Raw genomic sequence first — 24,845 nt, 5'->3', positions numbered from 1 at the left:
AGGGAGGGAATATGAAATGCTCACTAATAATAGTCCGGAGAATATATTACATACAGCTTATGAAGGAAAAAGGCTTTATAACCTTTGTGAACCTCTAATTAAACCAACACTTAAGATCATTGAAGATCATTCAAATCAAATTGAATCTATTTCAAAAAGAAACGACACGTTTAATCATTTATCTAAAGAATCGTATAGTCTGTTACTGTATAGTAGTGTGTTATTAGATTTTGGACAAATAAATTATATTGAAGAAAACTATTAAAAAAAGAAACGACCTTTAAGAAATAAGAAAAGATATTATTATGCTATTCAAGAACAAGAACTAACAGATAAAGAGGCTTTCGTGATGTATGGTAATACGTATTTAGATTTAGGAGAAGTTCAAATTGGTCTTTATGGAAATGCTCGATATTCAACATTAAATTTAATAACAGCAGGTAACGAAACATTTGAAGAATATTTTCAAAACACTAATACTGATATTAATTATAAGAAAAAGCAATTAGTAAAAGGTTACGTAGCAACAGATAGACAAATAGATTTACATTTAAATATAGTTTACGAAAAATTAGGTTTATATCAAAATTCAAAACCTTTTATCCCTGTATTTAAATCAACAGACTTATCTATACTTAACGAAATTGCAAACACAATCTACATATCTGGACAAGTAGCGATTAACACTGACGGTCAAATAGTTGGAATTGACGATTTAGCTACACAAACGCGACAAGTATTCGAAAATATTAATAGTGCATTGGAAACTTCGGAATTAAAATTTAATGATGTAGTCAAATTAACATTTTTCTTAACAGATATTTCTCAGATGGCCATTGTTAGAGATATTCGAGATCAATACATCGATACTAAAAATCCACCAGCAAGTTCAGCTGTCGAAGTTAGAAAGTTAATTAACGATAACTTATTAATTGAAATTGAAGCAATTGCTGTAGCAAACTAATTTTAAAAACTTATTATGAATCATATCCATGCAATTCGTTTAATGCGTTCATTTAAAACGAATTGCATTTTTTATTGTCTTAAATATAATTTATATCTGGAGACATTATCATCAACAACTCATAAAACAACAATAACAAATAAGCACACAATCGATTACACAGAATGAATCCGATGAAAAGGGAAGCGTAACAATCTACACTAACATATAATAAGTTTATTACTTTTATCCAGTTAACATAATATATATTATAGGCAGTTGTAGAAACAAAGTAATATCAGGTATCAAAAACCAAGTAAACTATACTTAATGAGACGAAACAGAGATTTTTAGTGAGATTCACATGAAATCTTATCTAAACAAATTTCTTCAGTTTTTATCGTTTTTATTTGTTATAAATTCATCACAGCAAATCTTAATCAATAATCGCTTAAGATTTAACGAATTAAAAACATTTTTGATTGGCAAGAAATTTGTTGTTATTTCTGTTATTTAGACTTGACTTTCATTACACTCATTGTTTTTTATTCTAGTTAACATAACGCTTATTTTTAACATAAAAAAATCCTCCTCACCTTCAGGAAGATTTTTTGTTTGCTATTATTTTATTTATATCTTCTAGTAACAATCCCAATTGTAAATGACATTGGAAAAATCTAGATTTAACAAATCTTCCTTACGTATAAAGAAATTAGCAACCCCAGAATCGCCCCACATAATATTTAATGAATCGTCTGTATCGATTTGCAGCAATAATATGTCATGTTGCTGGTATTTTTCTTCCCATTCCCTTGGATCTGTCTGTGTGAAAAATGGATAACCACCAATTTTATGTCCTTGATCCTTACATAAATCATCATACAGTTCGCCTAATTCTGTATTATTTTCTTCATCAACAATTTCTTCCCAATCAATGTTATCACTAAAAATCATTTCAAATCGATAATCTCTTGGTGTTACTGGTTGATATGCCAACTCAAACTTTAGTTTTGCTGCTTTGGGTATGATAAAATTCTCTAAATCTAAAGTGTTTAAATAACTAAAATCAGTAATCACCTTAGTTAAATCCGCTGTGATTGTAGAATGATAAACAATTCGAAAGTCTTTTTGGCTTGTGGGATGATCAAAATCTGCTCCAAAAAGATCTTCTTCAGCACTTATGAAAAACTGTAACATTCCATGTTGAGGCATATGTTCAATGTTTGGTATTTCTTCAAGGTTTAACTGCGCAAGTAACATCATAGGTTGTCCGTTTGAGTCTTTAGGATGCTCTTGATCTATAGGTAAATACGGATATCCACCAAACTTACTTTCAAAAAGCGTTGTCTCTGCTTGCGTTCCAGACACTTTAACATACGGTTTCACACTTTCTTCTAAAATACTACGATACTGTTCTAGTTCTTTCGGAATTTGAAGTTGATACGTATTCTTCACTACATTTGCCTCCCTTTAGTAATGAATTGAAAATGCCTAACTTAATTATATAGCAAGCGATAGCTTAATTGAAAATCGTTAAAAATCCATTTTCACCCTCATTTTTTGCGCGCTTGGTGGACAAAGTAGATTATGTTCTAAAACCTTTTTATTAATAGTTCGAATTAAGTCCGCTGCTTCTGCAGTATTTGTATTTTCTTTTAGTTTTTCTTTTAAATCATCAATTTCTTTTGAAAGCTCAATCCACCTAGGTAAAACATGATTATTTGCTAAAGTTCTATAAAGTTGCTTTTCAGGATTGTAAGAAAGATCTTTATCAAGATTAAGAGGTTTCCCTTTACCAGGTAAATTATCAAAAGCTCCTTTCTGTTCTGCTTGTTTAACGATAGAACTAATATGATCCTCATACGTATAAGACCAAACTTTCTCATCTTTTACTAAAATCTCTTGTTTTTTTAGTTTTTTATCTAGTTCTTCTTGATTCATAGATTCTCTCTCCTTTTTATTTTCTAATGTCGTTTTTGTAAATTCTAATGCCCTTAATCCATCGAATAGCTTTTCTCGCCACCATACGCTATCATGTCCGCCTTGAAACTCTTCGTAAGTGGTTTGGGCGTTTCTTTTCTTCTAAAGCTTTATATAGCCGTCTATTAGCCGTTAAAAGAGGTTCGTTTTCGAGTTCACCTACTGCAATGTAAGAAACTGCAATGTAAGAATGTAGATGAGTCGCATTAGAATATATTGATGAAATTTGATTTTCAATCCAAGGAATTGTATTTTCATAATTATCCTTTTTCCAATGTACGGATCCAGACAGTGACAACACATTTCCGAAAATATGTGGATTTTGAAGTGCTGCATAAAAAGCTGCTAAGCCACCAAGACTGAAACCAGCAATTGTTATATGATTCTTTTCTTGATAAACGTGATACTTAGCTTGAATCCACGGAAGTAATTCCTTCGTTAAAAATGCATTCATTTTATCGTTATAAGTTAGCTCTTCTAATCGATCGACAGGATCTATAGCAACAGCAATATACGATGGGATTTCTTTTTCGTAAATTAAATAATTAAGTGTTTTTGTGATTGAAAGGTCATTAATGAATGAATTCCCATCAAATACAATGAGAAGTTCTTGAAGATGTGAAGTGTGAGAATAATCATGAGGCGTATAAATATGAATTTTGCGTGTGTTATTTAAAATCGAACTATAAAAAGAATATGTTTCAATCTTTCCGGATGGATAATCATTTGAAGGAAAACGACTGCTATATTGCACCTCCATTCCTATGTTTAACACAGACGCTTTATTGGTACCTTCTCCAAATGTATTTCGATTAAATTGGTCTATTTCGTACTGTTCACTACGCTTTATCCAATCATTTTCGAAAACATCGTTTACTGAAAAATAGTACGTTGAAATAAAACTCTTATCCGTCCTAAACGTTACATACCAAATATCTGTCTGTAACAATCGTTGTAATTGATTTACAGACAAATCCCAACCAGGAAAACTACCGAATACATAAACGTTTTCAGTGTTTTGATCCCCTAACCATATATACGTTATAAGCTTATACTGATTATCTGCAGGGCATTGTTCTATTAGTGGCGTGTGATTTGACTTTATTTCATGCAAAAAAGTATAAAGAGCTTTTTTGTTTCCATTCTTTAATTAATTTTTAAGCTTCTCTAACTTAGGACTGATTATTGTAGTCACCTCTCCTCCTTTGTAGTATTCTATATGTAGTTTTTTTCATTAGAATCCCTATATAAAAGTAGTCGTAAGTTATTTGTTTAGCGAAGTTATTTATTAGAAAAATAATCAATTGCCTGAATAGAAAGTTCTAATGATTTTATTCTTCTTTCTAAAAGCGTTCTTTGAGGACTCCCAAGCTTTGACTTAACGTAAATCTTTTCAATTGATGGAAGCAAACCAATTAGAACATTACGAGCTTCTGCTAAATCTTCCTGAGTATAATAATGAGTTTCTTGCTTCCAAACACTTTCTAACATAGCTAAGCCGATACTAGCTGCTTTGAGTCTTTTTTTCACTAAAGTAGTATTTGATCCTTTTTGAGTCATCTGTGATAAGGCATTTTCAAGTTTACTAATTGTTGACTGTAAAGATTTTATTGATTCTACTTTATCTATATTTGATACGTTTTTCATGTTAATGTTATCCCTTCTACGTTGCTAACTTGTTTTGTTTAATGTTTAATGAAATCCTTAAAAGCTTGATTTCACTCGAAATATTTTAACATAAATAACTAACTGTATTCGAGTTGGACAATAACTTAAAGTAAAACAGCTATTCCTCTCTCCTCCCCTGTATCATTCTATTATATGTACTTCTTTCTTCTCATTAGAATTCCTATATAAACTAGTTGTTAATATTGAATGTTTTATGAACAAAAAAGCGTACAAGTAATGTAACCTGTACGTTTTCGCTTTTATTCAGTAAGGTAATAAAGTAATAGCTTCCTGGTCTTCTCATAACTTATGAAATCTCTATACAAAATGGGATAATTCACAATTTCTGTTTCTAGAAAACGATATTGCGGAAACCACTCAAAAAACGATTTTCTTAACCACTTTATTTGTTGAAACGTAATGTTCTGTTCGTTTCCATTTAGTACAGAATTTAAAGTAGCTGCTGTATGCATCCAATAATGATTAAAATCAGCGTTTATACAGTCATCTTCGGTAAATTTACTTTTTAAGTCTCGCTGCAATTTTGCTGTAGCACGATAAGGAAACGGTTTATGAAGTGGACTATGCATTTTCTGCAATTCCTTAAAAATAATTCGTTTTCCTAACTTCAACTTTCCACCCCTTTATTTCCCTATCCAATTTAATAAGTTTTCATAATGATATTGAGCATCTATATACCCAAGATTATATAGATTAACGAGCTTTTCCTTATTTCTTTCTATTCCGCTTATAGGAAGCTGTACACTTGGTTGAATTACATAAAAATTATCTTTTTGTTCTTCTCGATTCATATAAGATATCGTCTCATTATAAAAACGATAATGGTCTACTAAATTCTCTGCGATTTTCGGATATTTTCTATATAAAATTTTAGCCAGGCCTGAAAATTTATTTCGCTGCTTCTCATATCCTTCTGGCTTTGTCATAATGACAACGTTCTTTTCATAACCATCCTTTTGGGCTTTCAAAACTGGTATAGGGTCTATAATCCCTCCATCTAATAATTTTCGATTATTATATTCTACAGCAGGTGCTATAAACGGTACAGAGCTTGAGGCGCGAATGATTTTTAAAATATCATTTCCGTGTTCTGCTTTATTATAATAAATGGCTTGTCCTGATTCGCAATCAGTCGTCCCTATGACAAACTGTTCATTACATTTTAAGAAAGTTTGAAAATCAAATGGTACAATTTTATTAGGTACTTCATCAAATAAAAAATCCATTCCGAATAATTCGCGTTTTCGAATCAAATTTCGATAAGATATATAACGGTGATCTGCTACTAGCTCTGTATTTACTTTCTTATTTCTCCCTTTTTGACGTGATAAATAAGTTGCTCCCATACAGGCTCCAGCTGATACGCCGACTACATACGGAAAGAATAAGTTCTTTTCCATGAAATATTCGAGTACACCTGCAGTATATAAACCTTTCATTCCTCCGCCTTCTAATACTAAACCTATATTCTTCATGCTATATCCCTCTGCTTCTTTTTTCTTAATTTCATATTAGCATAAGATTTTAAGATGAGGTTATATAAACTAATTACAACAATAACCAGAAACTACTAAAGTAATGTCATAATATCTTTGTGAGTAACATGTTACAATATAAGTAATTCATTCCACATATATTAAAGGAGGAATTTAATATGGGTTTATTTAGCGGTATTTTAGGAAATGCATCAAATACGAGTTCTGAAAGTGTAGAACGTGATTTAGAGAAGATTATGCTAGACGATGAAAAAGTAGAGCATGCTTATAAATTAATTCGTGATTTAATCGTATTTACAAATCGTCGTCTTATTTTAGTAGATAAACAAGGAGTAACTGGCAAAAAAACAGAATACCATTCTATTCCTTATAAAAGTATTACACAATATAGCATCGAAACGGCTGGGCATTTTGATTTAGATGCAGAACTTAAAATTTGGGTGTCTAGTATGGAGGATCCAATTACGAAAGAATTTAAAGGTGACGATAGTATTTTAAGCATTCAAAAAGCGTTAGTAACCTTTACGACAAAGTAGTGGTTTTTGTATTTTTATTCATTTTTAAAATTACTAACCCGAGTATTTTGGAAGAACATACATTATTTTTGTATTTTTAATCTAAAATAACATAAAAAGGTAAAGCGTATTTTATATGCTTTACCTTTCTTTTTTGTAATAAATAAGTGTAGTTTCAGCATTTAATTTCTTTATAACTTCTGTTCTTTTATACTCCATCTTTTCATACAAAAAACAATTTTTCTCTTCTTCTAAAATAGTAGCAAGTTCCCAGCTCGTTGCTTCAGGAAACATTTCCTCAATTAATGTAAGTACCTTTTGGGCAATTCCTTTTCCTTGATAACTCGGGTGAATAAACATTGGACTGATCCAAAATTTAGAGGGTGTTTCTTTTTGTGAAATGCATATCGCTCCAACAAGATTCATTGGCACTATTATTTTATAGAAGCCACCGTCTACATGATTTATTCTACAAATATTTTTTTCGATAGTTTCATTTGCTGGATTTGTTTCATAGTCTTTATATTAATGTAATAAAGGGCTAAATGAGTCTATTTGCATTTGAAATATAACTTCTGCATCACTTTCTGTCGCCTTCTCTAATGTAATCTCCATGTTACCAATTAAGTCGCTTTCTTAACGAGGTAATATGAGCGGTATGATGACGACCATGCCATGCATATAGTCCTATTGCAACAGCAAGTTTTGTTTCACCAGTTTCAGGATGGTTAAATGTCTTTTCTAAATCTTCAATTTCTAGAGAATATAAAAGGTTAACCCATCTTTTATGTAATGAATCTAGCATTACTAGTGAAACATCTACCGGTAATTTTGAATCGGGTAACTCTGCCCACTTCTCTTCTTTATACGGCTTAATAGTTGGATTCTTTTCTGTCAGTGCTAATTTAAAGCGTATGTAGCTATTCATATGGCTATCAACAACGTGATGAACAACTTGACGGACAGTCCACCCTCCAACGCGATATGGTGTATCTAACTGCTTCTGATCTAAATCTTTAATTGCCTTTGTTAGTTCATGAGGTAAATCTTCAATTTCTTGAATCCATGTATCAATCATTTCTTCAGTTATAGGACGTTTGTATGTAAATTGGCCAATTGGATAACGTAAATCATTCATGAATAAGTCCTCCTTATTATAAGCGCGAAGTATTTCTCCAAATATAGTGTACAAACTTCACATGTTCTCCATTTAATTCTACAGATGTTATATCTGATTCGTTTTGATAAGAAGAAAATCCGCTTTTTTCTAGTACAATTTGTGATGCGAGATTATTAGTAGTTGTTTTAGCATGAACTTCAGTAATTTCATTCTTTTTCGCTACATCTAAAATTAATTTTACGGCTGCTGTAGCAACTCCTTTTTTAGTAAATTTTTCTCCGACCCGATACCCTAGAGAACTAATTCGAGTTTCCGTATCTATATCTACTAAATTAATTCGCCCTACAATTTCTTTTTCTTCATTACGAATTAAATAAAAATAAGAATCTCCATCTGCTTGTTCTATTAATAAATCGTCTAGTAGTTTTTGGAAATATTCAAATTCAAAATATTTTGAGCCACGATTTGGTACCATTGTTTCAAAAAAATATTTATTCGTAAGTTCAAACGTAAATAAATCCTTAGCATCTTGTTTCTTTAGTTGCTCTATGTATATTTCCATCCCGTATTCTCCTTCTAGATTTACTAACTGTTATACATTCTTTTTTAATCAATTATATTCCTGCTATTACTTTCGATTAAGTAATACAGATAGTAGCACTTTCGGATGAAAAAGATGAAATGGACTACGAATTAAATTCATCACTCGTACTAACCGAATATAAACATCAGAATTACTTGCGGATAGTCGATATATTTGTTTCGTATACCATAGCTGAAATTTTTGTTTTGTAGTTAATTCTCTCTTTAGTTGCGGATGACGTGATATTTCCGTTGTTGTCATATCCCATGGGGTTTCTATTATATTAGCTGCCTTTTTATAAAATTGTTGTGTAAATGTTTTATCAAGTTGTTTTCTACCTTGCAGAAGTAATTGCAACTGGTGAGCCTCCATAGCAGCAACTGATACGCCTTGGCCGAAAACGGGATCAAAACGACATTGCGCATCTCCAACAACTAATAAGCCTTCTGGTACATTATTCACTAAATCAAATCGCCGGCGTACTTGATAGGGAATTTTGTATGTCTTTATATCAGTAATTCCCTCAGCCTTGTTTAGGAAGTCTGTAACATTAGAAATTGATAGGTTTTCAGCAAAATCATAAAACTCATCATCTGTTTGTGGTGCTTTCTCGTTTGCGTATCCACTGAAAGTAACAAAATAACGATTATCTTCTATCGTTTGAATAAGAACGCCATAAGGGTTATCAGGGAAACTCGGAGACATTAGCACATTGCAACAGTCTAATTTCTCATTTTCTTTAAGTTTGAACATTTTCGTTGCGTAAAATAAATCAATACGAACTTTCTCTTCTTGTACTTCAATTTCGTATTCTCGTAACCACTCTATACTTTTTGAGCCAAATCCACTCGCATCAACTACAAGGTCTGCATGAACTTCTTCTTGTATGTCTGTCTCTAAATATTTAACTTTTACTCCACACACTTTGTTAAGCTTTTCATCTACCAATAACCCTTTAACCAATGTTTCATATTTAATAGTAATATTTGAAATCTGATGTATTCGTTTTTGAATATGCCATTCTAGTAAAGGACGACTTTGTTGAATCATATGTACTTCCCCTATGAACGGTTGTTTCCATAGACCGAATTGATGCCATTTCAAATCACGTGTAAAGTTGTTTATAATACTACCCGCTTCTATTAATTCATTCGTAATAGTAGGAAACAATTCTTCAATTGCTTTTTCTCCACCTTTTAATAACACGTGAGGATGATTACTTTGTGGAACTCTTTTTCTTGAAGCTTTTCCATCCCATTTTTCACCGACTTCTAAAATGATTACTTCTTTAAAAAAAGTTGATAATGCTTTTGCTGCAAACTTTCCTGCCATACTTCCACCAATAACGATAGCCTTATTAAACATATTTTCCCCCTTAATAAAAAGAGATCCTGCCTTGTATGAATGAAACAGGATCTTAAACTAATTAACTTCTTTATCATTATACTTAAAATACATCAGTAAATTGCAACGTTAAAATTAAAATACCTAATCCCCATACGTAATACGCGAATACTTTTAAGGAGTGACGTTTTAAATATTGAATCATCCATGAAACGGCTATGTATCCAAAAAACGCTGCTGATAACGTTCCGACAATTAAAGATGTACTAGAAATAGATTCTGCTTTCCCTTGAAAAACGTCTGCAAATTGCAAAATGATAGCTCCAACAATAGCTGGTGTCGACAGTAAAAAAGAAAAGTAAGCAGCAGTTTCACGGTCTAATTTTCTCCATAATGCAGCGACAATTGTCATTCCAGAACGGGAAATGGCTGGAAAAATAGCAGCAGCTTGAAATGAACCGATAATTAATGCGTCTTTATATGTTATGTCACCCATTTTTTTACGACCATTCTTTTGTTTATCTGCCATGTAGAGAAAGAATCCGGTCACTAAAAACTCCCAACCGATCGTGATTCCTGTTTTTGAAATATCTTCAAAGAAGTCTTTAAACAATAAACCAATAACAACTGCAGGTATCGTCCCAACAATAAGTAATAACATGAGCTTTGAAAATGGGTTTTTAATTAAATATATAAATTCTTTTTTGTAATAAATAAACACTGCAAGTAAAGTCCCAATATGCAACATCGTATCTAAAAATAAGCCTGCTTCATCTAATTGAAATAAATGCCTTCCTAAATAAAGATGTCCGGTACTACTGATTGGTAAAAATTCTGTTAAACCTTGAATTATACCTAATATGAAAGCTTCTAACCAATTCATGATGGTCTCCTTTCTCTTTTGCTTGTACCAATATATGAGGGTTAAATTTTCGATATGAAAAAAACTATATTTCTCTATGAATTTACTTTTCGTTTATGGATATATATGTAAAGAGAATTAAGGAGGGTTATTATGTGGAAGCACACAAAATTCGGTAATGTATTACTTTGGATGGGCCCTATCCTTGTATTTTTAGGACTATGTATGACAAATGTTATTTCAGATATTCCTTTCTTTGAGGGAAAACATAAAACGCTTGGTATTGTACTTATATTTATAGGGATATTCTGTTTTATTGTGGCTAATCATTTGAAAAAAGGAGAAAGATATGAAGAATAAATCTAAATAAAAAACAATCCTGGCATATTAGCTAGGATTGTTTTTTATTAATGTTGATTATTTGTAGAATACTTTATCAACGTTATATTTCGCTTTGTATTCATTAATGATATACGTTTCGTAAATTTCTCTTTCTGTTGGATCTTCTACGATACATGCATCAATGCGGTATACTTCATCACGGTGATTTTTAATTGGTGAAACATTATCTTCAAAATGCTTCTTAATACGTTGTCTAATTTTACGAGCTTTACCTACGAAAAGTAGTTCGTCATTAATATTGTAAAACATAAAAATGCCGCCTTTATCTCTAGGGAACAAGTGGAAATCGATAAATCCATTAATTGGAGTAATGATTGGCTCGTCTCCTTTAATAACTTGTTTACGTTCAGTAATTGTAACATCAACTTCAGGGATACTAATTTTAATCAAGTTCATTCACGTCCTCTTTTATTATAAAGATAAATAATAGCATACATATGTAAGAAAAGCTACGTTCATAGGTATATTTCATTTTATAATTCAAATATTATAGGTGTATCATGTAAACTCTTCTTCCAAATCATATGATCACTTGATTCTCCCCAATAATCTTTCAGTACATAACTAGGCTCTCCAAACTTCTTTGTCCATATACTTTGCGCTTTTCTGTATCCACTATCTAAACAGAATTCTGTTATTCCTCTGCTAAGTAACGTAAGAAACATTGTATGTAGCAGTAAACTCCCGATACCCTTTCTTTGATACTCTGGAAGTATAAATACAGTTCCTATTTCATACAAATCCTTAAGTACACCACCTGTACAACTATTAATCAATGTACTTGCTGGACCAACTTCAATTGTTCCAATGATTTTATCGTTATTTGTATCAATCGCTAATAAAAAGTAACGACTTTCTCCGTTACTTTCAAAATCACTTTTCAAATACCGCTTTTTTGAGTTAATTTCATTTTCTATGTCATCCAATAATTGTGACAATCCTTCATTTTTGTATGTATTCGTAATAACGATACGGAAAAATAAATATAGTTCATCTACATCATTCAAATTCGGTCTTCTAACTGCAACGTTAGTCATGAATGCATTCTCCAATCTTCATTATGCCATTGTCAATACAACACTTTACATAATCTATTCATCATTATTCTGCAAAAACCTGCATAAATCCAGCAGTATAGAAAGCTCAGTATAAATATCAATAAAATAATTTTTATATCCATAGTTGTATGAACAGCAGGACCAAGTACCGGAAAGCGGAAAACATCGAGAACGATCATAATACCTATAAGTAGACAAGTTGCTGAAAAAGAAACAATCCAAATTCTGTTCTTTAATTTTAAAAAGGATACCCCTAAGGCTAGACCTAATAAGCCTGTAGTAAAAGGAAAAACAATTAGTTCACTGGGCTCAATAATAAATAATAGAAGAATAGTAAGAATATAAGAAAGTATTCCCTCACGAATAGAATAGAAAATAGCAAAAAAAATCGGTAATGTCGAAAATGGACTAATGAGCAAACCTATACCAGGAATTAAGTTCCCCGCTGCTTGAAACATGGTAGCCAATGCACTCATCAAAGCTGTAAGTACTAATTTATTCGCAAGGGACAATTTCCTTTTATGAACAAAGCTTGTATCATGCTCTATCATCAGTTGATACCAATAACGTACAAACCGATTCATTAAAATACCCCCTAAAGATACCTCATTCATTACTTTCTATATTATTCGTACACATACGGTTTATGAGTTACTTTCTGCAAGTTAATAGATGCTCATACATTGAAGATTTTTAGGGGGATAAGTTAAGTCGTGCGTTTTGGGAACAGAATGAATTCCTTATATTATATTTTTAGACTGATAATTTGTATCGTATTAAGGGATAATTTCAAAAATGGTACCTTTATTAAAATCAGTTACTTTCATAGAACCGTAAACTCCTAAATATAATTTAGTTTGATTCAAATTTGTTCCTAAACTCATATAATAAGCTGCTTGCGTACCAAAATCATAATTGGTTTCAATAGCATGAAAATCAGCATGTTTACCGTCTGTACCTGCTCTAGTATATGCTAAAACACCTTTAACTGGCGGTCGAGAATCTTCTTTCTTAGCAAGGTCAGTAAACACTACGCTACCTGTTAAATTTGGAATTGCATTTCCCATATATGGCTGAACTCCTGTAAGGGAAGTTCCTCCAAACTTATCGGGTCTGGAATCTTGATGAAAATAACTAAGTAGAGGCAGAATACGCCTCGCTGAAGTTTGTATTGTTTCATCATAATAAGTCATTGTTCTTTCATCCAAAGTCTGATTTTCGGAACAATGCCGTATAAAAGAAGTAGGTAAATCCCCTTCCCATCCTCTCCAACCAAAATTGATAAACCCATCTTGATTGGGAGTGAGCCTCATAAAATGCATTTGAACAAGTTCTGTAACCGGTATAGGTTTATATTGAACAAATGAAAAAATAGACTCTACAATATCTTGTCCGACATTTCCGGCGTATTTGATATATTGATTATAAAACCTTTGAAATGAAATGCCGGTTATATTACGTACTCCTTTTGCAATTACTGTAAGTGTTTCTTGTATAGATAAAGGAAGTTCATCGAAGCGTGTAACTACAGGAGGGTTATTTATAAATGTATTTTTACTTACATCGATTTCAATTATTTTACCTGCTATTTCTAAATCATCTTGGCTTAAGTTAAATGGATCATAACCTGATCCGCCATCTCCATTTGTAAAAACAAGTTTTCCAGTCTCAGGTGAAAAGTTTAAACTATTGACTCCGTTATGATTAAAAAATGGTCTTCTTACATTCAGTAATGTTCGTCGCTTTTGAGCTTGACCATTAGGTTGTAAAGTCCATTCTTCCACAGTATCAATGTGATCATATTGCGTATTTCTATTAACCCACTTTAAATTTAATGTTTTAGGGTCACAAGGATTAGGTTTAAATTGTTCAGAAAGTGCACCTGGCCCTTGAGTTCCGGCTACTGAATAATGTAGATAAAATAACCTATTTTGATAAAATTGTGGATGGAACGCAAGTCCTAGCAATCCGCGTTCATCATAACCGCTACTAGAAACACCTTCTTCAAATGTACCTAATTTAATAATTAGGTGACGAATATCTAAAAATATCTTTATAACTCCATTCCCTATGTAAAAAATCTCTCCTAATTGGGTTGCGATAAATAGTCTTTCGGTCGATTCGCCTGGAAGTATTGTTGTTTTCAATACGGTTGGTAAATTTATATTATGAACAATGGGTCGTAAACTAACTTTAACTTTTGTCAATTAACTGTACACCCCTTTTTCTTCTTTTTATAGAAGAATATGATTAGAGTAGTTCTGTTAGTATCAAATAAGTCGTATTCCTTTTTATTACAATTTTGTATATAATATAATTATAAATAATATGGGGGACGAACTATGATAATCGTACTACAAATCATCTTACCACTAATTTTCGCAGTCTATTTATTTACCCTCTATCATAACGGGACGTATGGATCAGCTTCATTCATTTTAGCAGTCATGATAGGAATTTTCGGTTTAGAGAATATTTTTCAATATGCTAGTCTAACAGATCATGCTATTTATCCATATTGGGGAAGTTTGAAGGCTGTTGTTATCGTTTTATCAGTCGTATTTCTATTTAAAAAAGGTGGTTTAACAGGAAAATATTGATTTGTAATGCGTTACATATTTTCTTGTTAAATTGCTTTTATTTTATAAAAGAAGAAATATTTATGTGAAAACAAGAAGGGATGTGTTACATATGTCTATAAATATTATTTCAATAATCTCTATCATAATATGGATTGTGTTAATTACAGAACTTATAAAACCTTCAAAAGAACAGAATGGACGAAAAATAGTAACTTTAGTAACTGCTGGTTCCGTATCAACACTTATTTTGACGGTTTCATTTATTCAAAATATCCCGTTTTGGAATTAATAGTGATATTCATAACAAAAATATGTATAAATAAAAAGATTAGGATTCACTCCTAATTTTTTTATATTTTGAGGTAGCACCATATGCCCAGCAAGCTAAGGTCTTGAAGTAGACCCTAAACAAAATTTTAAATTTTTCTAAAGTTATTTATGTGAATTCAAATCGTTTTCAGGAACATATGTGATCCTTTTATAATTTGAAGTTCTTTTTAAGCTTCTTATATTTTCTGTACGAACGTCTAACAATGTTTAACATAAAATACGGTATTTTAACGGGGAAAGGCAATTTATAAATGAAAGGAAAATAAAAGGTGAAATATGCCTTTTCTAGGTCTCTCCACTTACTATCTTCTTTTGTTTTTAAGAAATCAGATACATCGACTACATATCCCCTTCCTTTTTCCATCATCACATTTTTCCCGTGAACATCACAAGGAGTTAACCCTTGTTCCCTCGCATACTCTAAAGCCTCATTAATATCAAGTATTACTTGCTTAGGAATTTTAATTCCCTTATGAATAGCATCGTATAAGGTAATTTCTTTTAAACGTTTCAATACTATGAAATTTTCTCCTTTATATATAAGCTTTGAATAAGAAGGATGATCTCCAATCCTTCGGTATACTTCTGACTCTTTTTCAATTCCTTCTCCTTCTCGCACGTAAACTTTCACTACCCAATCTTTGTATTCTTTGTGCATGAATACTGCGGCATAATTACCTGTTCCTAAACACTTCCAAAGTCTAGGAATATCTTTAACTACTACAGGCTCGAATTCATCCTCACTTCTTATACTTACCTCTTTTAATAATTCGTCCTTTATCAATCCCACAAAACTATTTATACTCATCATTCCCACTCCGGTTTTGCTAAAAGGGGGCCCACCCACATTTTAACGAAAATATACACTAAGCGAATTTTAGCATAAAACGAGTCATCTTTCTTCTTAAAATAAAAAGCTAACTCGTTTTATTTAAACTGTTGAATACTTAATATCTATTCCGTTATTCATAGCCAAAAACCGTACGATATAAAAATATTTCTAACTATTTTCATTTTTTCAGAGTCAATTGTATAGGGCTTTTCTTAGTACAAGTTCTCTTAGTAAATTACCTATACAAAATCTATATTACTCTATTTTATAATCTAAAACATTGTTTAGAAGTGTAGCAAAGGTTTGTTAATGGTTCCATTCTTGTTCCAATACTATCTTTGTTAGCTAAAACTTTTATTGTTTTAATAGTCTTTTGTTTAATTCCCACAATGCTGTTTTGTTGCTATCCCATTTCAAAAACGTTACTGCTTCCTCAAAGCATAACCATTTATAATTGAAGTGTTCTTTAGATAATGATATGTTTTTTGTAGGGACTTTAACTCCAAAAGAAAATTCTTTTATTACATAAACCTCTTCTCCCCAAAGGAATCCTCCAACTACATCTTCTACTGATAGTGAAGACACAGAATCTAATTGTATATATGGACATTCTCTTGTAATACCAGCCTCTTCAAATGCTTCCCGTTTTGCTGATTCAATAGGAATCTCACCGTCTTCTCCGCCACCAGCTATTCCTTGCCAATAACCATAATCACTTCGGTTAAAAATGGCATATTGAATAGAATCGGCAGTTTTTATATAAGGAAATATCAATACTTGATATGGCGCTCTCATTACTTAACCTCCTCTCGAAAATAAGTTTTAAAGCAATATGAATAAAGAGCCGACATCACAATTCTACATTATTAATGCAGGTTTATAATGTCGGCCCTCTATTTTTAAATAATTTTATTTTTCATAAACATGCTTACTCTTAACAGAGGAAAAACTACTTATTCTCTGTCGAATTTGTTTAGCATGGTTTTTCATAAATGTTAGCAGTACTCCATATTATTCAATTGCGCCAGCAACGTCATAATCATTTAAATCTAATTCAATCGGTTGTCCGAGCGCTAGTTTAGCAAGTTCCGCTCCTAAGTATGGACCAGCTGTTAAACCCGAAGCCCCTAATCCATTCGCAACGAGAATTCCTTCAAAGTTAGGTAGTGGCCCGATAACAGGTAAGAATCCTGGTGTGAATGGTCTGAATCCAACTCTCGTTTCAAGCATTGTAGCATTTTCTAAGCCAGGTGCAACTGCTAATGCCTTATGGAATACTTCATGTAAACCACCTGCTGTTACACGATGATCGAAACCAGTATCATTCTCATGTGTTGCACCAATTACGACATGACCATTGTCAAACGTTAAAATATATTGATCGTTCGGTGGCATAACAACTGGCATATTTTCTGTTGCTGTATTTTCAATTTGCAGATGAACAATTTGTCCTTTTTGGAATGTAACTAAGAAATTAATTCCTAATGGGTTCAAGATTTCATTCGCCCATGCGCCTGCAGTTACAATAACCTTTTCTGCTAAAATTGTTTCATCGTTTACTGTAACTCCAGTAATATGATTTCCTTCACGGACTAATATGGCATCGCCTTTTATAAAAGTTGCACCATGTTTTTTCGCAGCACTTATTAATGCATTGCGTAATAATCTTCCATTCACTCGTGCAGCACCACTAATATGAACAGAACTATATTCGTCTGATAATGCTGGGAATAATTTTTTTGTTTCTTCAGCTGATAAGCGAGTTATTTCACCAATCTCTGGGGCATCTTCACGTCGTTTATAAGCTCGCTCTTCCATTTGATCTAACTTTTTCTCGTCAGTATGTAAACTAATTGCACCTACACGATTATATCCTGTGTCAGTTTCACCGTCTTCTTCTAATTGCTGAATTAACGAAGAATAGTAACGTGCACCGCCTTTAACGATTTTATACCATGCTTTATTACGACGCTGTGATAGCCATGGACATACAATACCTGCTCCTGCATCAGTTGCTTGCCCTAATTGTTGGCGATCCACGATAGTAACATTCGCACCTGCCTTAGCAAGATGATAAGCAGTAGACGCTCCTAAAATTCCAGATCCAACTACAATATACGATTTCATTTCAAACACCTTTTCTCTTTTGCTAATTATATAAATATAAGAACATTCCTTAGTATAATGGAAGGAATGCTTTTTTCAATGCACTCATCACAATTAATTGTTGCAGCATTGTGACTTTCTTAATCATTATTTTTTCTTCTTACGGAATAATTCAATTGTTTTATAGCCTTGTGAAAGGATCTCTATCATTTTCTCTAGACGTTTTTCACGTGTTTTTTCTTGTTTTACAGAAAAAAGATTACGTGCCCAATCTTTCTGATATCCAGGCGTTAAACTTTGATAAAACTTAAGTTCATTCGGATGATTAGCTAATAATGCTTCAACATCTTTAATTCGATCTGCATAATCGGCAACACATTGACTCATAGCAGATGTTTTTGTTGTTTTTTTCTTTTCACGTTTTAAACCAACAACAGTAAAGACTTCATCCATACTTACCATTCGTGCAAATTTAATATCGCTTTCTCCCACATAACCATCTTCTCCAACGTTTAATGCCGGAAACATCTCATCACGGTGAATAAACGTACTATAACGAGCATTACCTTTTTTCGGATATGCGAAGAATACGTAACCTTTTTCAATTAGTAATTCTTCATTACTAATAATAAAATTCGTTTGTTTCACCATTTCATCAAGCGTTTCTACAAATATAAAGATAGCATCGTGTTCTTTTGAGAATGCAGTTTCTTTACCTGTAAAAATGTCATAATCACTTGGTTCGTTAATAACGACCATATTTGTATACTTATTAAGTTTCAATTTATCAATAACTGACATAATAATCTTCCTTTACATTCAAAATTCATTGTACATACTTTTTAGTACTGTTCTAGTGTATTATATGTATTAAGAAAATCAAACTTTAAATCATATTATTCTGCTGCAAAAGAACATAATTCTTTACTAGATGGGGTGGTTTTATGCCATATGTAATCCGAGATGAAGGGCTAGTTTTTACAAGGGGATGATGGAAAAGAACCAATTTTTCATACATATGAAGAAGCTGAGGAAACATTAAAAACATTAACTATACCGCAGTTTCCGAAACATATTAGAAGAAAACCATTTACACCAAAAATAATAAAGATAGCCGCTTCTGAATAAGAACCGGCTATCTTTATTATTCATAACTTAATAGCAAATAAAGTATATAAAAACTCTTTATATTGATCTTCTGTAATTTCACGCTTAGTTTTTTCCCCATGAATAATTTCGGTTAAACTTGTATTCGTTAATGAAATATGGCCAGAGTTCGTCAACTTTACTGCAATTGGTCCTTTATTAAAAATAGACTTCTCATCTTCTATCACTCTTCTTTGAACATCATTTACTACTATCTCATCAATATTATGTTTATAAAAAGCATGACAAACTTTCCATTCTCCATCAGTATCTATTCTTTCTAAAACATAATTTCCTTTACTCGTATCTTTTCGTCTCACCCGGTACGAACCATTTTTTGAAGAAACAGACTTACCAGTAAAAGGTACAGGAACAAGAGGTACTAACGAAGCTATACCTACATCAATTAAATACTGTACATTATCATAAGTTAAAATAATTGTTATATGGCCATCCTCAAGTGCCCATGCATTTATATCGTTTTTATAAACCGTACCTAATGCCAGTTGTACATCATAGCCACAGTCTCTTAAAAAATAGTAAAAAAGAGTGTTTAATTCGTAGCAAAGTCCACCACGGGAACTAGTTAAAATTTTCTCTCGCAAGTTTTCCGGAGATATTTGATTCGTATTTCGTGCTATAACATCTAAATTCTCAAATGGTATAGTATGCGCAAACGAAAAGAGTATGGTAGGTAATTCTTCAATCGTTACATCATTACGTTTTTTAAGATTTAATCTTGTGAAAAGCTGATCTTGTAAACTTGTCATATTTAGCACCCCTTAAAAATTTATAAGTTAAAATAATATATGCTGATTGTAAATTTTAAGGGGCACTGTAACAATGTACATTTCATTTAACTGTACCGGTACAAAAATTACGATTCACGAGGTAAATTAATAGAAGGCGTCATTACAAATGTCTTTTCTGTAATTACTTCTTTTTGGGGCAAATCAAAAGCTACGAATATAAATTTAATAGTTTATCTATAGGCAAATTATTAATATCACTTAAATCAACAAAATATTGAAGTTGCCACGTTTGGCTCTTTTTAGCTTGATTGCTAACAGTGGTATCCCAAACAGGATAAATTCTCATTGCCATTTTCCCTGTTTGACTTGGTGTTCTCAATATTTTTTCTTTAAGAAGAATCTCTTTAGGGAAAATAAATTGCCCTAGTTTATTATCAGCAATACACGTGATTACTAATAAATCAGGAGCAGCTTCATAAGAGAAAGCTCTATTTCGCATATTTTCATCTTTCTCCCAAAAAGAAACAAATTGCCCAATTTTATTAGGAGTAACTTTTGATTTTCTAAAACGAATGGTTTTGTTATTTAAGTGGAATAAACATCCGGCATATTCTGCGTTTTGCTTTTCTTCTTTTAGATTCGTAATCATTAAGTTGTTAGGTTTGTAAACTATATTATTTAAATTTTGGATTATATTATTAAAATTGTTCAAAAAAACTCCCCCTTTATTCATCTCTTAGTTTACCACAAACATCAGTTCTTCTATATCGTATATAATTATGAACTAAGTGAAATGGGGGAATTTAGCAGGATATAATTATTACTTTAATGTACTTAGTTTTTCAATTGCTTGTTGTTCAGTTGCTAAGTAAAAAATGTCATTCCCTTTATTACATTCATAAATAAAATCCTTTAAGCTTTTACTAGTATACATAGAGAAATCTCCAACAATAGCAATCTTTACCTTGTAGTTTATAAACTTTTGAAGGATATCACCCGCAAGCCGTGTTTTTAGGTCAAAGAAATCTTCACTTATTAAAGATTTATGAATAATAATATGTTTCGCATCTACCTCATATTGAACTGTTGCCATAGTATCTAATGCAGACTGAACATCCGATATTAATACCTTATCATTTCTAATGACCGCAATATTGATTCCATCGATTACTACTTTCTTTATTTCCATAGTCCCACCCCTTTATAATTTACACAGTATGAGTAAAATTGTTTTACAAAACTTTGTATTAATCATAGATTAAATTAGCCACAGCTATTAAAATCGCCCCTATTTTTTATTGTAAGTATATATTTTTTATTACTAATACGGTCAATGAAATTAATGATAGTTTCTCTTTATTATATTTTTGAATATATATGAGATTACTTTTACTTGTTATAAAAATATTGTGGAGTAACATAACTTAACAAACTATCCAAAGTGTTAATCTCGGCATACGGTTGTATTTTGGTAGTATTCTTGATCTTCTGAGGATTAAACCACACACCTTTTATATTTACATTTTGAGGACCAGCAATATCCTTTTCTAAGTCATCCCCAACAAATAAAGTATTTTCCGGTTGTAAATTTAACATATTTAATGCTAGTTCGAATATACGTTTATCAGGTTTACTAAATCCCACTTCTTCAGAAATAATGATTGTTTCAAAATACTTATTTAAATTCGTGTTAAATATTTTAGCTTTTTGCCTCTGAGTTGAGCCATTTGTTATAATTCCAACTTTAAAGTGCTTCTTTATTTGATTTAAGAAATGAATAGTATTTTGGTCTATTGAAAAACATCTAGGGAAATTATTATTCCAAAAATCTTGGAGGTAATTGCGTGGCAATCTATACTTCGGCGTGAATTCATCAAACAATGATTCTAAAACTGTCGTTTTATTACTTATGCCATATTCTCTTTTATCGTATTCTTTGAATTTCTGTAACATGTTGCTTTTAGCCGCACCATCTACATTTTCATAACACTTTTCTAAAACAATTAAAAATAATGCCTCTACTGCTTTATCCCTATCAAGTAATGTATCATCTAAATCAAACAGCATCGCTTTATAACCCATCAAATCATTTCACAACCTTTCTAGCATTATATAAATCTCTCCAAGTTTGTACCTTTAAACTTTTGGTTTAGCAAGAACATTGTTATGTAGTGATTAACGATTAAATAAAAACTAGATGAAAGAAATCCATAGTTCTTGGCACACACTCTAGTATTACAGTAGCTTCTTCTATATTGAAATTCCTTTTCCTCTTTTGGTAAAGAAGCAAAAGTATATTTTCGAGAATTTTAAGAAACTACATACAATTCACGTTATTATACATTAGTTTTTCGTAAATATTAATCGTACATCAATTCATACGATAAGTTTTTTTAAGCAATTATTTCTCCATAAAAAAGGAATATAGCTAATAATACTTTTTGATAGTAAACGTCCTATGAAGTTTACTACTGTATCTCCACATAAACTCCAGATTGTACGGCTATAATGACTACCAGAGGTGATATTATGAAAAACTATCATATCCTCGTGGTTGAGGACGATCAAGAAATTCAGGAATTAATTAAACAATTTTTAATGACACAGCATTATACAGTGGTAGTCGCTTCAGATGGACTAGAGGGTATGACACAATTTAATAAGCAATCATTTGATTTAATTCTTCTAGATGTTATGATGCCCAATCTTAATGGGTTTGAAGTTTCTAAAATGATCCGAAGTCAGTCAAACGTACCAATTATTATGCTAACTGCGTTGGAAGAAGAGGAAGATCAAATGAAAGGATTCGATCTTGGGATCGATGATTATATAACAAAACCCTTTTCATTTCATGTTTTGATTAGACGAGTCGAAGCTGTACTTAGAAGAAGTTATGATAAAAATGTAAATAATCATTTGATATTTAAAGAAGTTCGTATCGATGTGGATGCATATAGAGTGTATGTAAATGACGTTGAAATTATATTAACGACAAAAGAGTTTGAAATTCTACAACTACTATTTCAAAATGAGAGAAAAGTACTTACAAGAGAAAATATCGTAGAGAAGGTTTGGGGGTACGATTATTTTGGAGAAACACGAATAATTGATACACATATTAAAAATCTACGTAAAAAATTAGCTATCCCTTATATTAAAACAATAAAGGGTATTGGTTATAAAATTGATGAATAGTATTGTGAAACTTATGAAGATGAAGCAAATCACTTATAAACTCTTTATGACTACATCTCTCATTTTGTTATCCTTTGCAGTATTGATTTATTTAACTTTATACTTCTTTCTCCCTACATTTTATGAGCAATATAAAACAGATCAACTTCAAACAGGGATAAACGAAATCATTGATAAGTCTAAAAATCTTACGTTTCAAGATGCGACACCACTTTTTGATGAATACGCAAAAAAAAATAATGCGATGCTTTACCTTCAAAATAAAGAAGGGGTAATTATTTACTCTCCTTCGTTTTCTTTTATTCAAAGTGGTACGCAAAAAACAGTAGTTACTAAAGCAACACGATTCGAGAATGCAAGTACCCTTAGCAATTCATATAACGTTACGAAACCAATTCAATTCCAAGATGGTAGTTTAACGCTTATAGTCTTTGCTACATTTCAACCGATTGATGAAGCTTCACAGGTTTTAGTACGCTTTCTCCCCTATATTAGTATCATTGTACTCGTAATTGGTATAGGGAGTGCTTATTTTTATTCCAGGTTTATTACAAAGCCACTTATTTATATTAATGAAGGTGCACAAAAGATGGCAAATTTAGATTTCTCCGAAAAAATTGAGGTTCGCTCTACAGATGAGTTAGGAGAATTGTCTAATAGTTTGAATGACATGTCTATTAACTTACAACAAGCTATGTTTGATTTAAAAAAAGCAAATGAACAATTAAAAAATGATATTGAAAAAGAAAGAGAAATAGAAACAAAACGCAGAGAGTTTTTTGCGATTGTAGCACATGAATTAAAGTCCCCTCTTACTGTAATGAAAGGCTACTTAGAAGGGATGATTTACAATATTGGCCCTTATCAAAATCGCGATCAATATTTAAAGAAAAATCATCAAATTATTGAAAGTATGGAACAATTAGTTCGTGAAATTTTAAGCGTATCGAAATTAGAACAACACACCTTCAAACTAAAAGTAGAGGAAGTTAATCCTTCAAAGTTAATAGGTAAAATCACAAAAGATCTCGAATTTTTTGCTTCTCAAAAAAGCATCGAAATAATAAAAGAAATTGATTCTGATCTTTCTATTTATACAGATTGTGCTCTTTTAGAAAAAGCATGTAAAAATATTATTCACAATGCGGTTATGTATTCACCACATAATGAAAAAGTCTATATAAAGTTAAGCGAGAATTCTAAACAAGATCAAATCGAAATACAAATTACAAATACAGGTATCAATATTAAAGATGAAGATATACAACAAATTTTCAAACCATTTTTTCGTATTGAAAAATCAAGGAATCGAAATACTGGAGGAAGTGGTTTGGGGCTATATATTGTTAAACAAATTCTTGAAACGCTAGATATAAAGTATTCAATAAAAAATATGGAACATAGTGTACAATTTTGCATAAGGATTCCATTATCTAGACCAAAAACAAACAACCTCCCCTCTTAGTAGGACGAGTTTGTTTGTTTTTGTAGTAACTATAGACTTATCAGGAACTAATAGGCTGGCTTTTCGTTTTAAATGAAACGATATTCTTGTTTACGATTCTTTAATATACAATCATCATAGGCACTCTTCGCAGCCTGAATTTGCTCTTCTTTTGTATTTCGGTGTATTAAAGCATCCTATACAATTACAATTTGATTATCAAACATTTCGTGAAAATCTATTTCACAATCCATTGATTTTGTGTATCTGAGAAAGTAATTTTTCAGTTTCAAACCCAATGATATTAAAGTCATCGATTTATTGTATATTAAATAAAAAGTACAATCCTTTCCGATAATTATTCAGTAAGAGTTGTACCCTTGGTATAGATTTATCTGTAATTATTATGAATGGGTTGAAACAAATCCTCGTGGCTAGTTCGAACAACAGAAAAATTATCTACATT

28 protein-coding genes and 3 pseudogenes are annotated in these 24,845 nt (G+C 31.5%); 9 read left to right on the top strand and 22 right to left on the bottom strand.

Translation table 11 applies throughout. The annotated features are described in order from the left end of the window. Positions 1–16: 16 nt before the first annotated feature. Positions 17–265 carry a hypothetical protein gene (locus tag ACQRBL_RS13160; RefSeq protein ID WP_000957219.1) on the top strand — a complete coding sequence of 83 codons (249 nt, stop codon included), beginning with the start codon at positions 17–19 and terminating at the stop codon, positions 263–265. Positions 266–601: 336 nt separating this feature from the next. Next, positions 602–964, top strand: a complete 363-nt coding sequence (locus tag ACQRBL_RS13155) for a RidA family protein (protein WP_411995595.1) — start codon at positions 602–604, stop codon at positions 962–964. Between the two features lie 618 nt (positions 965–1,582). On the opposite strand, the gene ACQRBL_RS13150 is transcribed toward ACQRBL_RS13155, so the two are convergent. From ACQRBL_RS13150 to ACQRBL_RS13130, 5 genes and pseudogenes are all read right to left on the bottom strand, one after another. Further along, complete coding sequence (locus tag ACQRBL_RS13150; protein WP_000799810.1) at positions 1,583–2,398, bottom strand: YwqG family protein; 816 nt, start codon at positions 2,396–2,398, stop codon at positions 1,583–1,585. Between the two features lie 78 nt (positions 2,399–2,476). Beyond that, a pseudogene (locus ACQRBL_RS13145) lies at positions 2,477–4,118 on the bottom strand (DnaJ family domain-containing protein). Positions 4,119–4,204: 86 nt separating this feature from the next. Then, entirely contained in the window at positions 4,205–4,570 is a 366-nt protein-coding gene (locus ACQRBL_RS13140) for a hypothetical protein (protein ID WP_023522106.1), read from the bottom strand. 281 nt (positions 4,571–4,851) lie between these two features. Continuing rightward, a complete protein-coding gene (locus tag ACQRBL_RS13135; protein ID WP_000765936.1) occupies positions 4,852–5,223 on the bottom strand; it encodes a YxiJ-like family protein in 372 nt (123 codons plus the stop codon). Between the two features lie 12 nt (positions 5,224–5,235). After that, positions 5,236–6,087 carry a patatin-like phospholipase family protein gene (locus tag ACQRBL_RS13130; protein ID WP_023522107.1) on the bottom strand — a complete coding sequence of 284 codons (852 nt, stop codon included), beginning with the start codon at positions 6,085–6,087 and terminating at the stop codon, positions 5,236–5,238. A gap of 179 nt (positions 6,088–6,266) precedes the next feature. Between ACQRBL_RS13130 and ACQRBL_RS13125 the strand changes: the two genes are divergently transcribed. Further along, entirely contained in the window at positions 6,267–6,644 is a 378-nt protein-coding gene (locus tag ACQRBL_RS13125; protein WP_000522472.1) for a PH domain-containing protein, read from the top strand. A gap of 120 nt (positions 6,645–6,764) precedes the next feature. Here ACQRBL_RS13125 and ACQRBL_RS13120 read toward each other — a convergent pair. The 5 genes and pseudogenes from ACQRBL_RS13120 to ACQRBL_RS13100 all read right to left on the bottom strand — a co-directional run bounded on the left by ACQRBL_RS13120 (position 6,765) and on the right by ACQRBL_RS13100 (position 10,553). Further along, positions 6,765–7,238: pseudogene (locus tag ACQRBL_RS13120) on the bottom strand (GNAT family N-acetyltransferase). A gap of 1 nt (position 7,239) precedes the next feature. Beyond that, on the bottom strand, positions 7,240–7,761 hold the full coding sequence (locus ACQRBL_RS13115) for a YfiT family bacillithiol transferase (protein ID WP_000999062.1): 522 nt from the start codon (positions 7,759–7,761) through the stop codon (positions 7,240–7,242). A gap of 16 nt (positions 7,762–7,777) precedes the next feature. Then, on the bottom strand, positions 7,778–8,305 hold the full coding sequence (locus ACQRBL_RS13110) for a GNAT family N-acetyltransferase (RefSeq protein WP_000409246.1): 528 nt from the start codon (positions 8,303–8,305) through the stop codon (positions 7,778–7,780). Positions 8,306–8,371: 66 nt separating this feature from the next. After that, positions 8,372–9,691, bottom strand: a complete 1,320-nt coding sequence (locus tag ACQRBL_RS13105) for an FAD-dependent monooxygenase (protein WP_000482039.1) — start codon at positions 9,689–9,691, stop codon at positions 8,372–8,374. Positions 9,692–9,773: 82 nt separating this feature from the next. After that, entirely contained in the window at positions 9,774–10,553 is a 780-nt protein-coding gene (locus tag ACQRBL_RS13100) for an undecaprenyl-diphosphate phosphatase (RefSeq protein ID WP_001104276.1), read from the bottom strand. Positions 10,554–10,685: 132 nt separating this feature from the next. Between ACQRBL_RS13100 and ACQRBL_RS13095 the strand changes: the two genes are divergently transcribed. Next, positions 10,686–10,892: a hypothetical protein gene (locus ACQRBL_RS13095; protein ID WP_000265470.1), complete on the top strand. Its 207-nt coding sequence runs from the start codon at positions 10,686–10,688 to the stop codon at positions 10,890–10,892. A 57-nt stretch (positions 10,893–10,949) separates the two neighbouring features. Here the strand turns inward: ACQRBL_RS13095 and ACQRBL_RS13090 are convergent, their stop codons facing one another. The 4 genes from ACQRBL_RS13090 to ACQRBL_RS13075 form a co-directional block, all read right to left on the bottom strand. Continuing rightward, entirely contained in the window at positions 10,950–11,330 is a 381-nt protein-coding gene (locus tag ACQRBL_RS13090) for a nucleotide excision repair endonuclease (RefSeq protein ID WP_001048947.1), read from the bottom strand. 77 nt (positions 11,331–11,407) lie between these two features. Continuing rightward, positions 11,408–11,971, bottom strand: a complete 564-nt coding sequence (locus ACQRBL_RS13085) for a GNAT family N-acetyltransferase (RefSeq protein WP_000185964.1) — start codon at positions 11,969–11,971, stop codon at positions 11,408–11,410. 32 nt (positions 11,972–12,003) lie between these two features. Continuing rightward, positions 12,004–12,576, bottom strand: a complete 573-nt coding sequence (locus ACQRBL_RS13080) for a hypothetical protein (protein ID WP_411995542.1) — start codon at positions 12,574–12,576, stop codon at positions 12,004–12,006. Between the two features lie 192 nt (positions 12,577–12,768). Then, the gene (locus ACQRBL_RS13075; RefSeq protein WP_000169996.1) at positions 12,769–14,199 is read right to left on the bottom strand and encodes a PQQ-dependent sugar dehydrogenase; all 1,431 of its coding nucleotides are present in this window, start codon (positions 14,197–14,199) and stop codon (positions 12,769–12,771) included. 135 nt (positions 14,200–14,334) lie between these two features. On the opposite strand from ACQRBL_RS13075, the gene ACQRBL_RS13070 reads away from it, so the two are divergent. After that, the gene (locus ACQRBL_RS13070; RefSeq protein ID WP_000587696.1) at positions 14,335–14,592 is read left to right on the top strand and encodes a hypothetical protein; all 258 of its coding nucleotides are present in this window, start codon (positions 14,335–14,337) and stop codon (positions 14,590–14,592) included. A gap of 91 nt (positions 14,593–14,683) precedes the next feature. Further along, entirely contained in the window at positions 14,684–14,863 is a 180-nt protein-coding gene (locus tag ACQRBL_RS13065; protein WP_000026312.1) for a hypothetical protein, read from the top strand. Positions 14,864–15,052: 189 nt separating this feature from the next. On the opposite strand, the gene ACQRBL_RS13060 is transcribed toward ACQRBL_RS13065, so the two are convergent. The 4 genes from ACQRBL_RS13060 to ACQRBL_RS13045 all read right to left on the bottom strand — a co-directional run bounded on the left by ACQRBL_RS13060 (position 15,053) and on the right by ACQRBL_RS13045 (position 18,643). Then, on the bottom strand, positions 15,053–15,712 hold the full coding sequence (locus ACQRBL_RS13060) for a serine/threonine protein kinase (protein WP_000026522.1): 660 nt from the start codon (positions 15,710–15,712) through the stop codon (positions 15,053–15,055). A 378-nt stretch (positions 15,713–16,090) separates the two neighbouring features. Next, positions 16,091–16,531, bottom strand: coding sequence for an NUDIX hydrolase (locus tag ACQRBL_RS13055; RefSeq protein WP_001202588.1), 441 nt, complete (start codon positions 16,529–16,531; stop codon positions 16,091–16,093). A gap of 216 nt (positions 16,532–16,747) precedes the next feature. Beyond that, positions 16,748–17,863 (bottom strand): NAD(P)/FAD-dependent oxidoreductase, encoded by a 1,116-nt coding sequence (locus tag ACQRBL_RS13050; protein ID WP_000844382.1) that lies wholly within the window; start codon positions 17,861–17,863, stop codon positions 16,748–16,750. A 126-nt stretch (positions 17,864–17,989) separates the two neighbouring features. Further along, a complete protein-coding gene (locus ACQRBL_RS13045; RefSeq protein WP_000110844.1) occupies positions 17,990–18,643 on the bottom strand; it encodes a YdeI/OmpD-associated family protein in 654 nt (217 codons plus the stop codon). Positions 18,644–18,786: 143 nt separating this feature from the next. Here ACQRBL_RS13045 and ACQRBL_RS13040 point away from each other — a divergent pair. After that, a pseudogene (locus tag ACQRBL_RS13040) lies at positions 18,787–18,970 on the top strand (hypothetical protein). A gap of 20 nt (positions 18,971–18,990) precedes the next feature. Here the strand turns inward: ACQRBL_RS13040 and ACQRBL_RS13035 are convergent. The 4 genes from ACQRBL_RS13035 to ACQRBL_RS13020 all read right to left on the bottom strand — a co-directional run bounded on the left by ACQRBL_RS13035 (position 18,991) and on the right by ACQRBL_RS13020 (position 21,822). After that, the gene (locus ACQRBL_RS13035; RefSeq protein ID WP_411995543.1) at positions 18,991–19,758 is read right to left on the bottom strand and encodes an arylamine N-acetyltransferase family protein; all 768 of its coding nucleotides are present in this window, start codon (positions 19,756–19,758) and stop codon (positions 18,991–18,993) included. A 190-nt stretch (positions 19,759–19,948) separates the two neighbouring features. After that, positions 19,949–20,473 carry a MepB family protein gene (locus ACQRBL_RS13030; RefSeq protein WP_080451150.1) on the bottom strand — a complete coding sequence of 175 codons (525 nt, stop codon included), beginning with the start codon at positions 20,471–20,473 and terminating at the stop codon, positions 19,949–19,951. Between the two features lie 87 nt (positions 20,474–20,560). Then, positions 20,561–20,929 (bottom strand): DUF4180 domain-containing protein, encoded by a 369-nt coding sequence (locus ACQRBL_RS13025; protein WP_000403464.1) that lies wholly within the window; start codon positions 20,927–20,929, stop codon positions 20,561–20,563. Between the two features lie 200 nt (positions 20,930–21,129). Beyond that, complete coding sequence (locus tag ACQRBL_RS13020; protein ID WP_411995596.1) at positions 21,130–21,822, bottom strand: HAD-IA family hydrolase; 693 nt, start codon at positions 21,820–21,822, stop codon at positions 21,130–21,132. 447 nt (positions 21,823–22,269) lie between these two features. Between ACQRBL_RS13020 and ACQRBL_RS13015 the strand changes: the two genes are divergently transcribed. Continuing rightward, on the top strand, positions 22,270–22,935 hold the full coding sequence (locus ACQRBL_RS13015; RefSeq protein WP_000800727.1) for a response regulator transcription factor: 666 nt from the start codon (positions 22,270–22,272) through the stop codon (positions 22,933–22,935). Next, a complete protein-coding gene (locus ACQRBL_RS13010) occupies positions 22,928–24,400 on the top strand; it encodes a sensor histidine kinase (RefSeq protein WP_411995544.1) in 1,473 nt (490 codons plus the stop codon). Before ACQRBL_RS13015 ends, ACQRBL_RS13010 begins: the two co-directional genes overlap by 8 nt. Positions 24,401–24,845: the final 445 nt, after the last annotated feature.

It is taken from the genome of Bacillus sp. AF62 (assembly GCF_050312695.1).
Lineage (GTDB): Bacteria > Bacillota > Bacilli > Bacillales > Bacillaceae_G > Bacillus_A > Bacillus_A cereus.
This window is presented reverse-complemented; position numbering and strand designations above follow the sequence as displayed.

What these genes read in the sequence shown, in the direction of transcription:
- ACQRBL_RS13160 (WP_000957219.1), top strand. Translation starts at nt 17, where the DNA reads ATGCTCACTAATAATAGTCCGGAGAATATATTACATACAGCTTATGAA.
- ACQRBL_RS13140 (WP_023522106.1), bottom strand. Translation starts at nt 4,570, where the DNA reads ATGAAAAACGTATCAAATATAGATAAAGTAGAATCAATAAAATCTTTA.
- ACQRBL_RS13130 (WP_023522107.1), bottom strand. Translation starts at nt 6,087, where the DNA reads ATGAAGAATATAGGTTTAGTATTAGAAGGCGGAGGAATGAAAGGTTTA.
- ACQRBL_RS13125 (WP_000522472.1), top strand. Translation starts at nt 6,267, where the DNA reads ATGGGTTTATTTAGCGGTATTTTAGGAAATGCATCAAATACGAGTTCT.
- ACQRBL_RS13115 (WP_000999062.1), bottom strand. Translation starts at nt 7,761, where the DNA reads ATGAATGATTTACGTTATCCAATTGGCCAATTTACATACAAACGTCCT.
- ACQRBL_RS13110 (WP_000409246.1), bottom strand. Translation starts at nt 8,305, where the DNA reads ATGGAAATATACATAGAGCAACTAAAGAAACAAGATGCTAAGGATTTA.
- ACQRBL_RS13105 (WP_000482039.1), bottom strand. Translation starts at nt 9,691, where the DNA reads ATGTTTAATAAGGCTATCGTTATTGGTGGAAGTATGGCAGGAAAGTTT.
- ACQRBL_RS13100 (WP_001104276.1), bottom strand. Translation starts at nt 10,553, where the DNA reads ATGAATTGGTTAGAAGCTTTCATATTAGGTATAATTCAAGGTTTAACA.
- ACQRBL_RS13095 (WP_000265470.1), top strand. Translation starts at nt 10,686, where the DNA reads ATGTGGAAGCACACAAAATTCGGTAATGTATTACTTTGGATGGGCCCT.
- ACQRBL_RS13090 (WP_001048947.1), bottom strand. Translation starts at nt 11,330, where the DNA reads ATGAACTTGATTAAAATTAGTATCCCTGAAGTTGATGTTACAATTACT.
- ACQRBL_RS13085 (WP_000185964.1), bottom strand. Translation starts at nt 11,971, where the DNA reads ATGACTAACGTTGCAGTTAGAAGACCGAATTTGAATGATGTAGATGAA.
- ACQRBL_RS13080 (WP_411995542.1), bottom strand. Translation starts at nt 12,576, where the DNA reads ATGAATCGGTTTGTACGTTATTGGTATCAACTGATGATAGAGCATGAT.
- ACQRBL_RS13070 (WP_000587696.1), top strand. Translation starts at nt 14,335, where the DNA reads ATGATAATCGTACTACAAATCATCTTACCACTAATTTTCGCAGTCTAT.
- ACQRBL_RS13065 (WP_000026312.1), top strand. Translation starts at nt 14,684, where the DNA reads ATGTCTATAAATATTATTTCAATAATCTCTATCATAATATGGATTGTG.
- ACQRBL_RS13060 (WP_000026522.1), bottom strand. Translation starts at nt 15,712, where the DNA reads ATGAGTATAAATAGTTTTGTGGGATTGATAAAGGACGAATTATTAAAA.
- ACQRBL_RS13055 (WP_001202588.1), bottom strand. Translation starts at nt 16,531, where the DNA reads ATGAGAGCGCCATATCAAGTATTGATATTTCCTTATATAAAAACTGCC.
- ACQRBL_RS13050 (WP_000844382.1), bottom strand. Translation starts at nt 17,863, where the DNA reads ATGAAATCGTATATTGTAGTTGGATCTGGAATTTTAGGAGCGTCTACT.
- ACQRBL_RS13045 (WP_000110844.1), bottom strand. Translation starts at nt 18,643, where the DNA reads ATGTCAGTTATTGATAAATTGAAACTTAATAAGTATACAAATATGGTC.
- ACQRBL_RS13035 (WP_411995543.1), bottom strand. Translation starts at nt 19,758, where the DNA reads ATGACAAGTTTACAAGATCAGCTTTTCACAAGATTAAATCTTAAAAAA.
- ACQRBL_RS13030 (WP_080451150.1), bottom strand. Translation starts at nt 20,473, where the DNA reads ATGAATAAAGGGGGAGTTTTTTTGAACAATTTTAATAATATAATCCAA.
- ACQRBL_RS13025 (WP_000403464.1), bottom strand. Translation starts at nt 20,929, where the DNA reads ATGGAAATAAAGAAAGTAGTAATCGATGGAATCAATATTGCGGTCATT.
- ACQRBL_RS13020 (WP_411995596.1), bottom strand. Translation starts at nt 21,822, where the DNA reads ATGGGTTATAAAGCGATGCTGTTTGATTTAGATGATACATTACTTGAT.
- ACQRBL_RS13015 (WP_000800727.1), top strand. Translation starts at nt 22,270, where the DNA reads ATGAAAAACTATCATATCCTCGTGGTTGAGGACGATCAAGAAATTCAG.
- ACQRBL_RS13010 (WP_411995544.1), top strand. Translation starts at nt 22,928, where the DNA reads ATGAATAGTATTGTGAAACTTATGAAGATGAAGCAAATCACTTATAAA.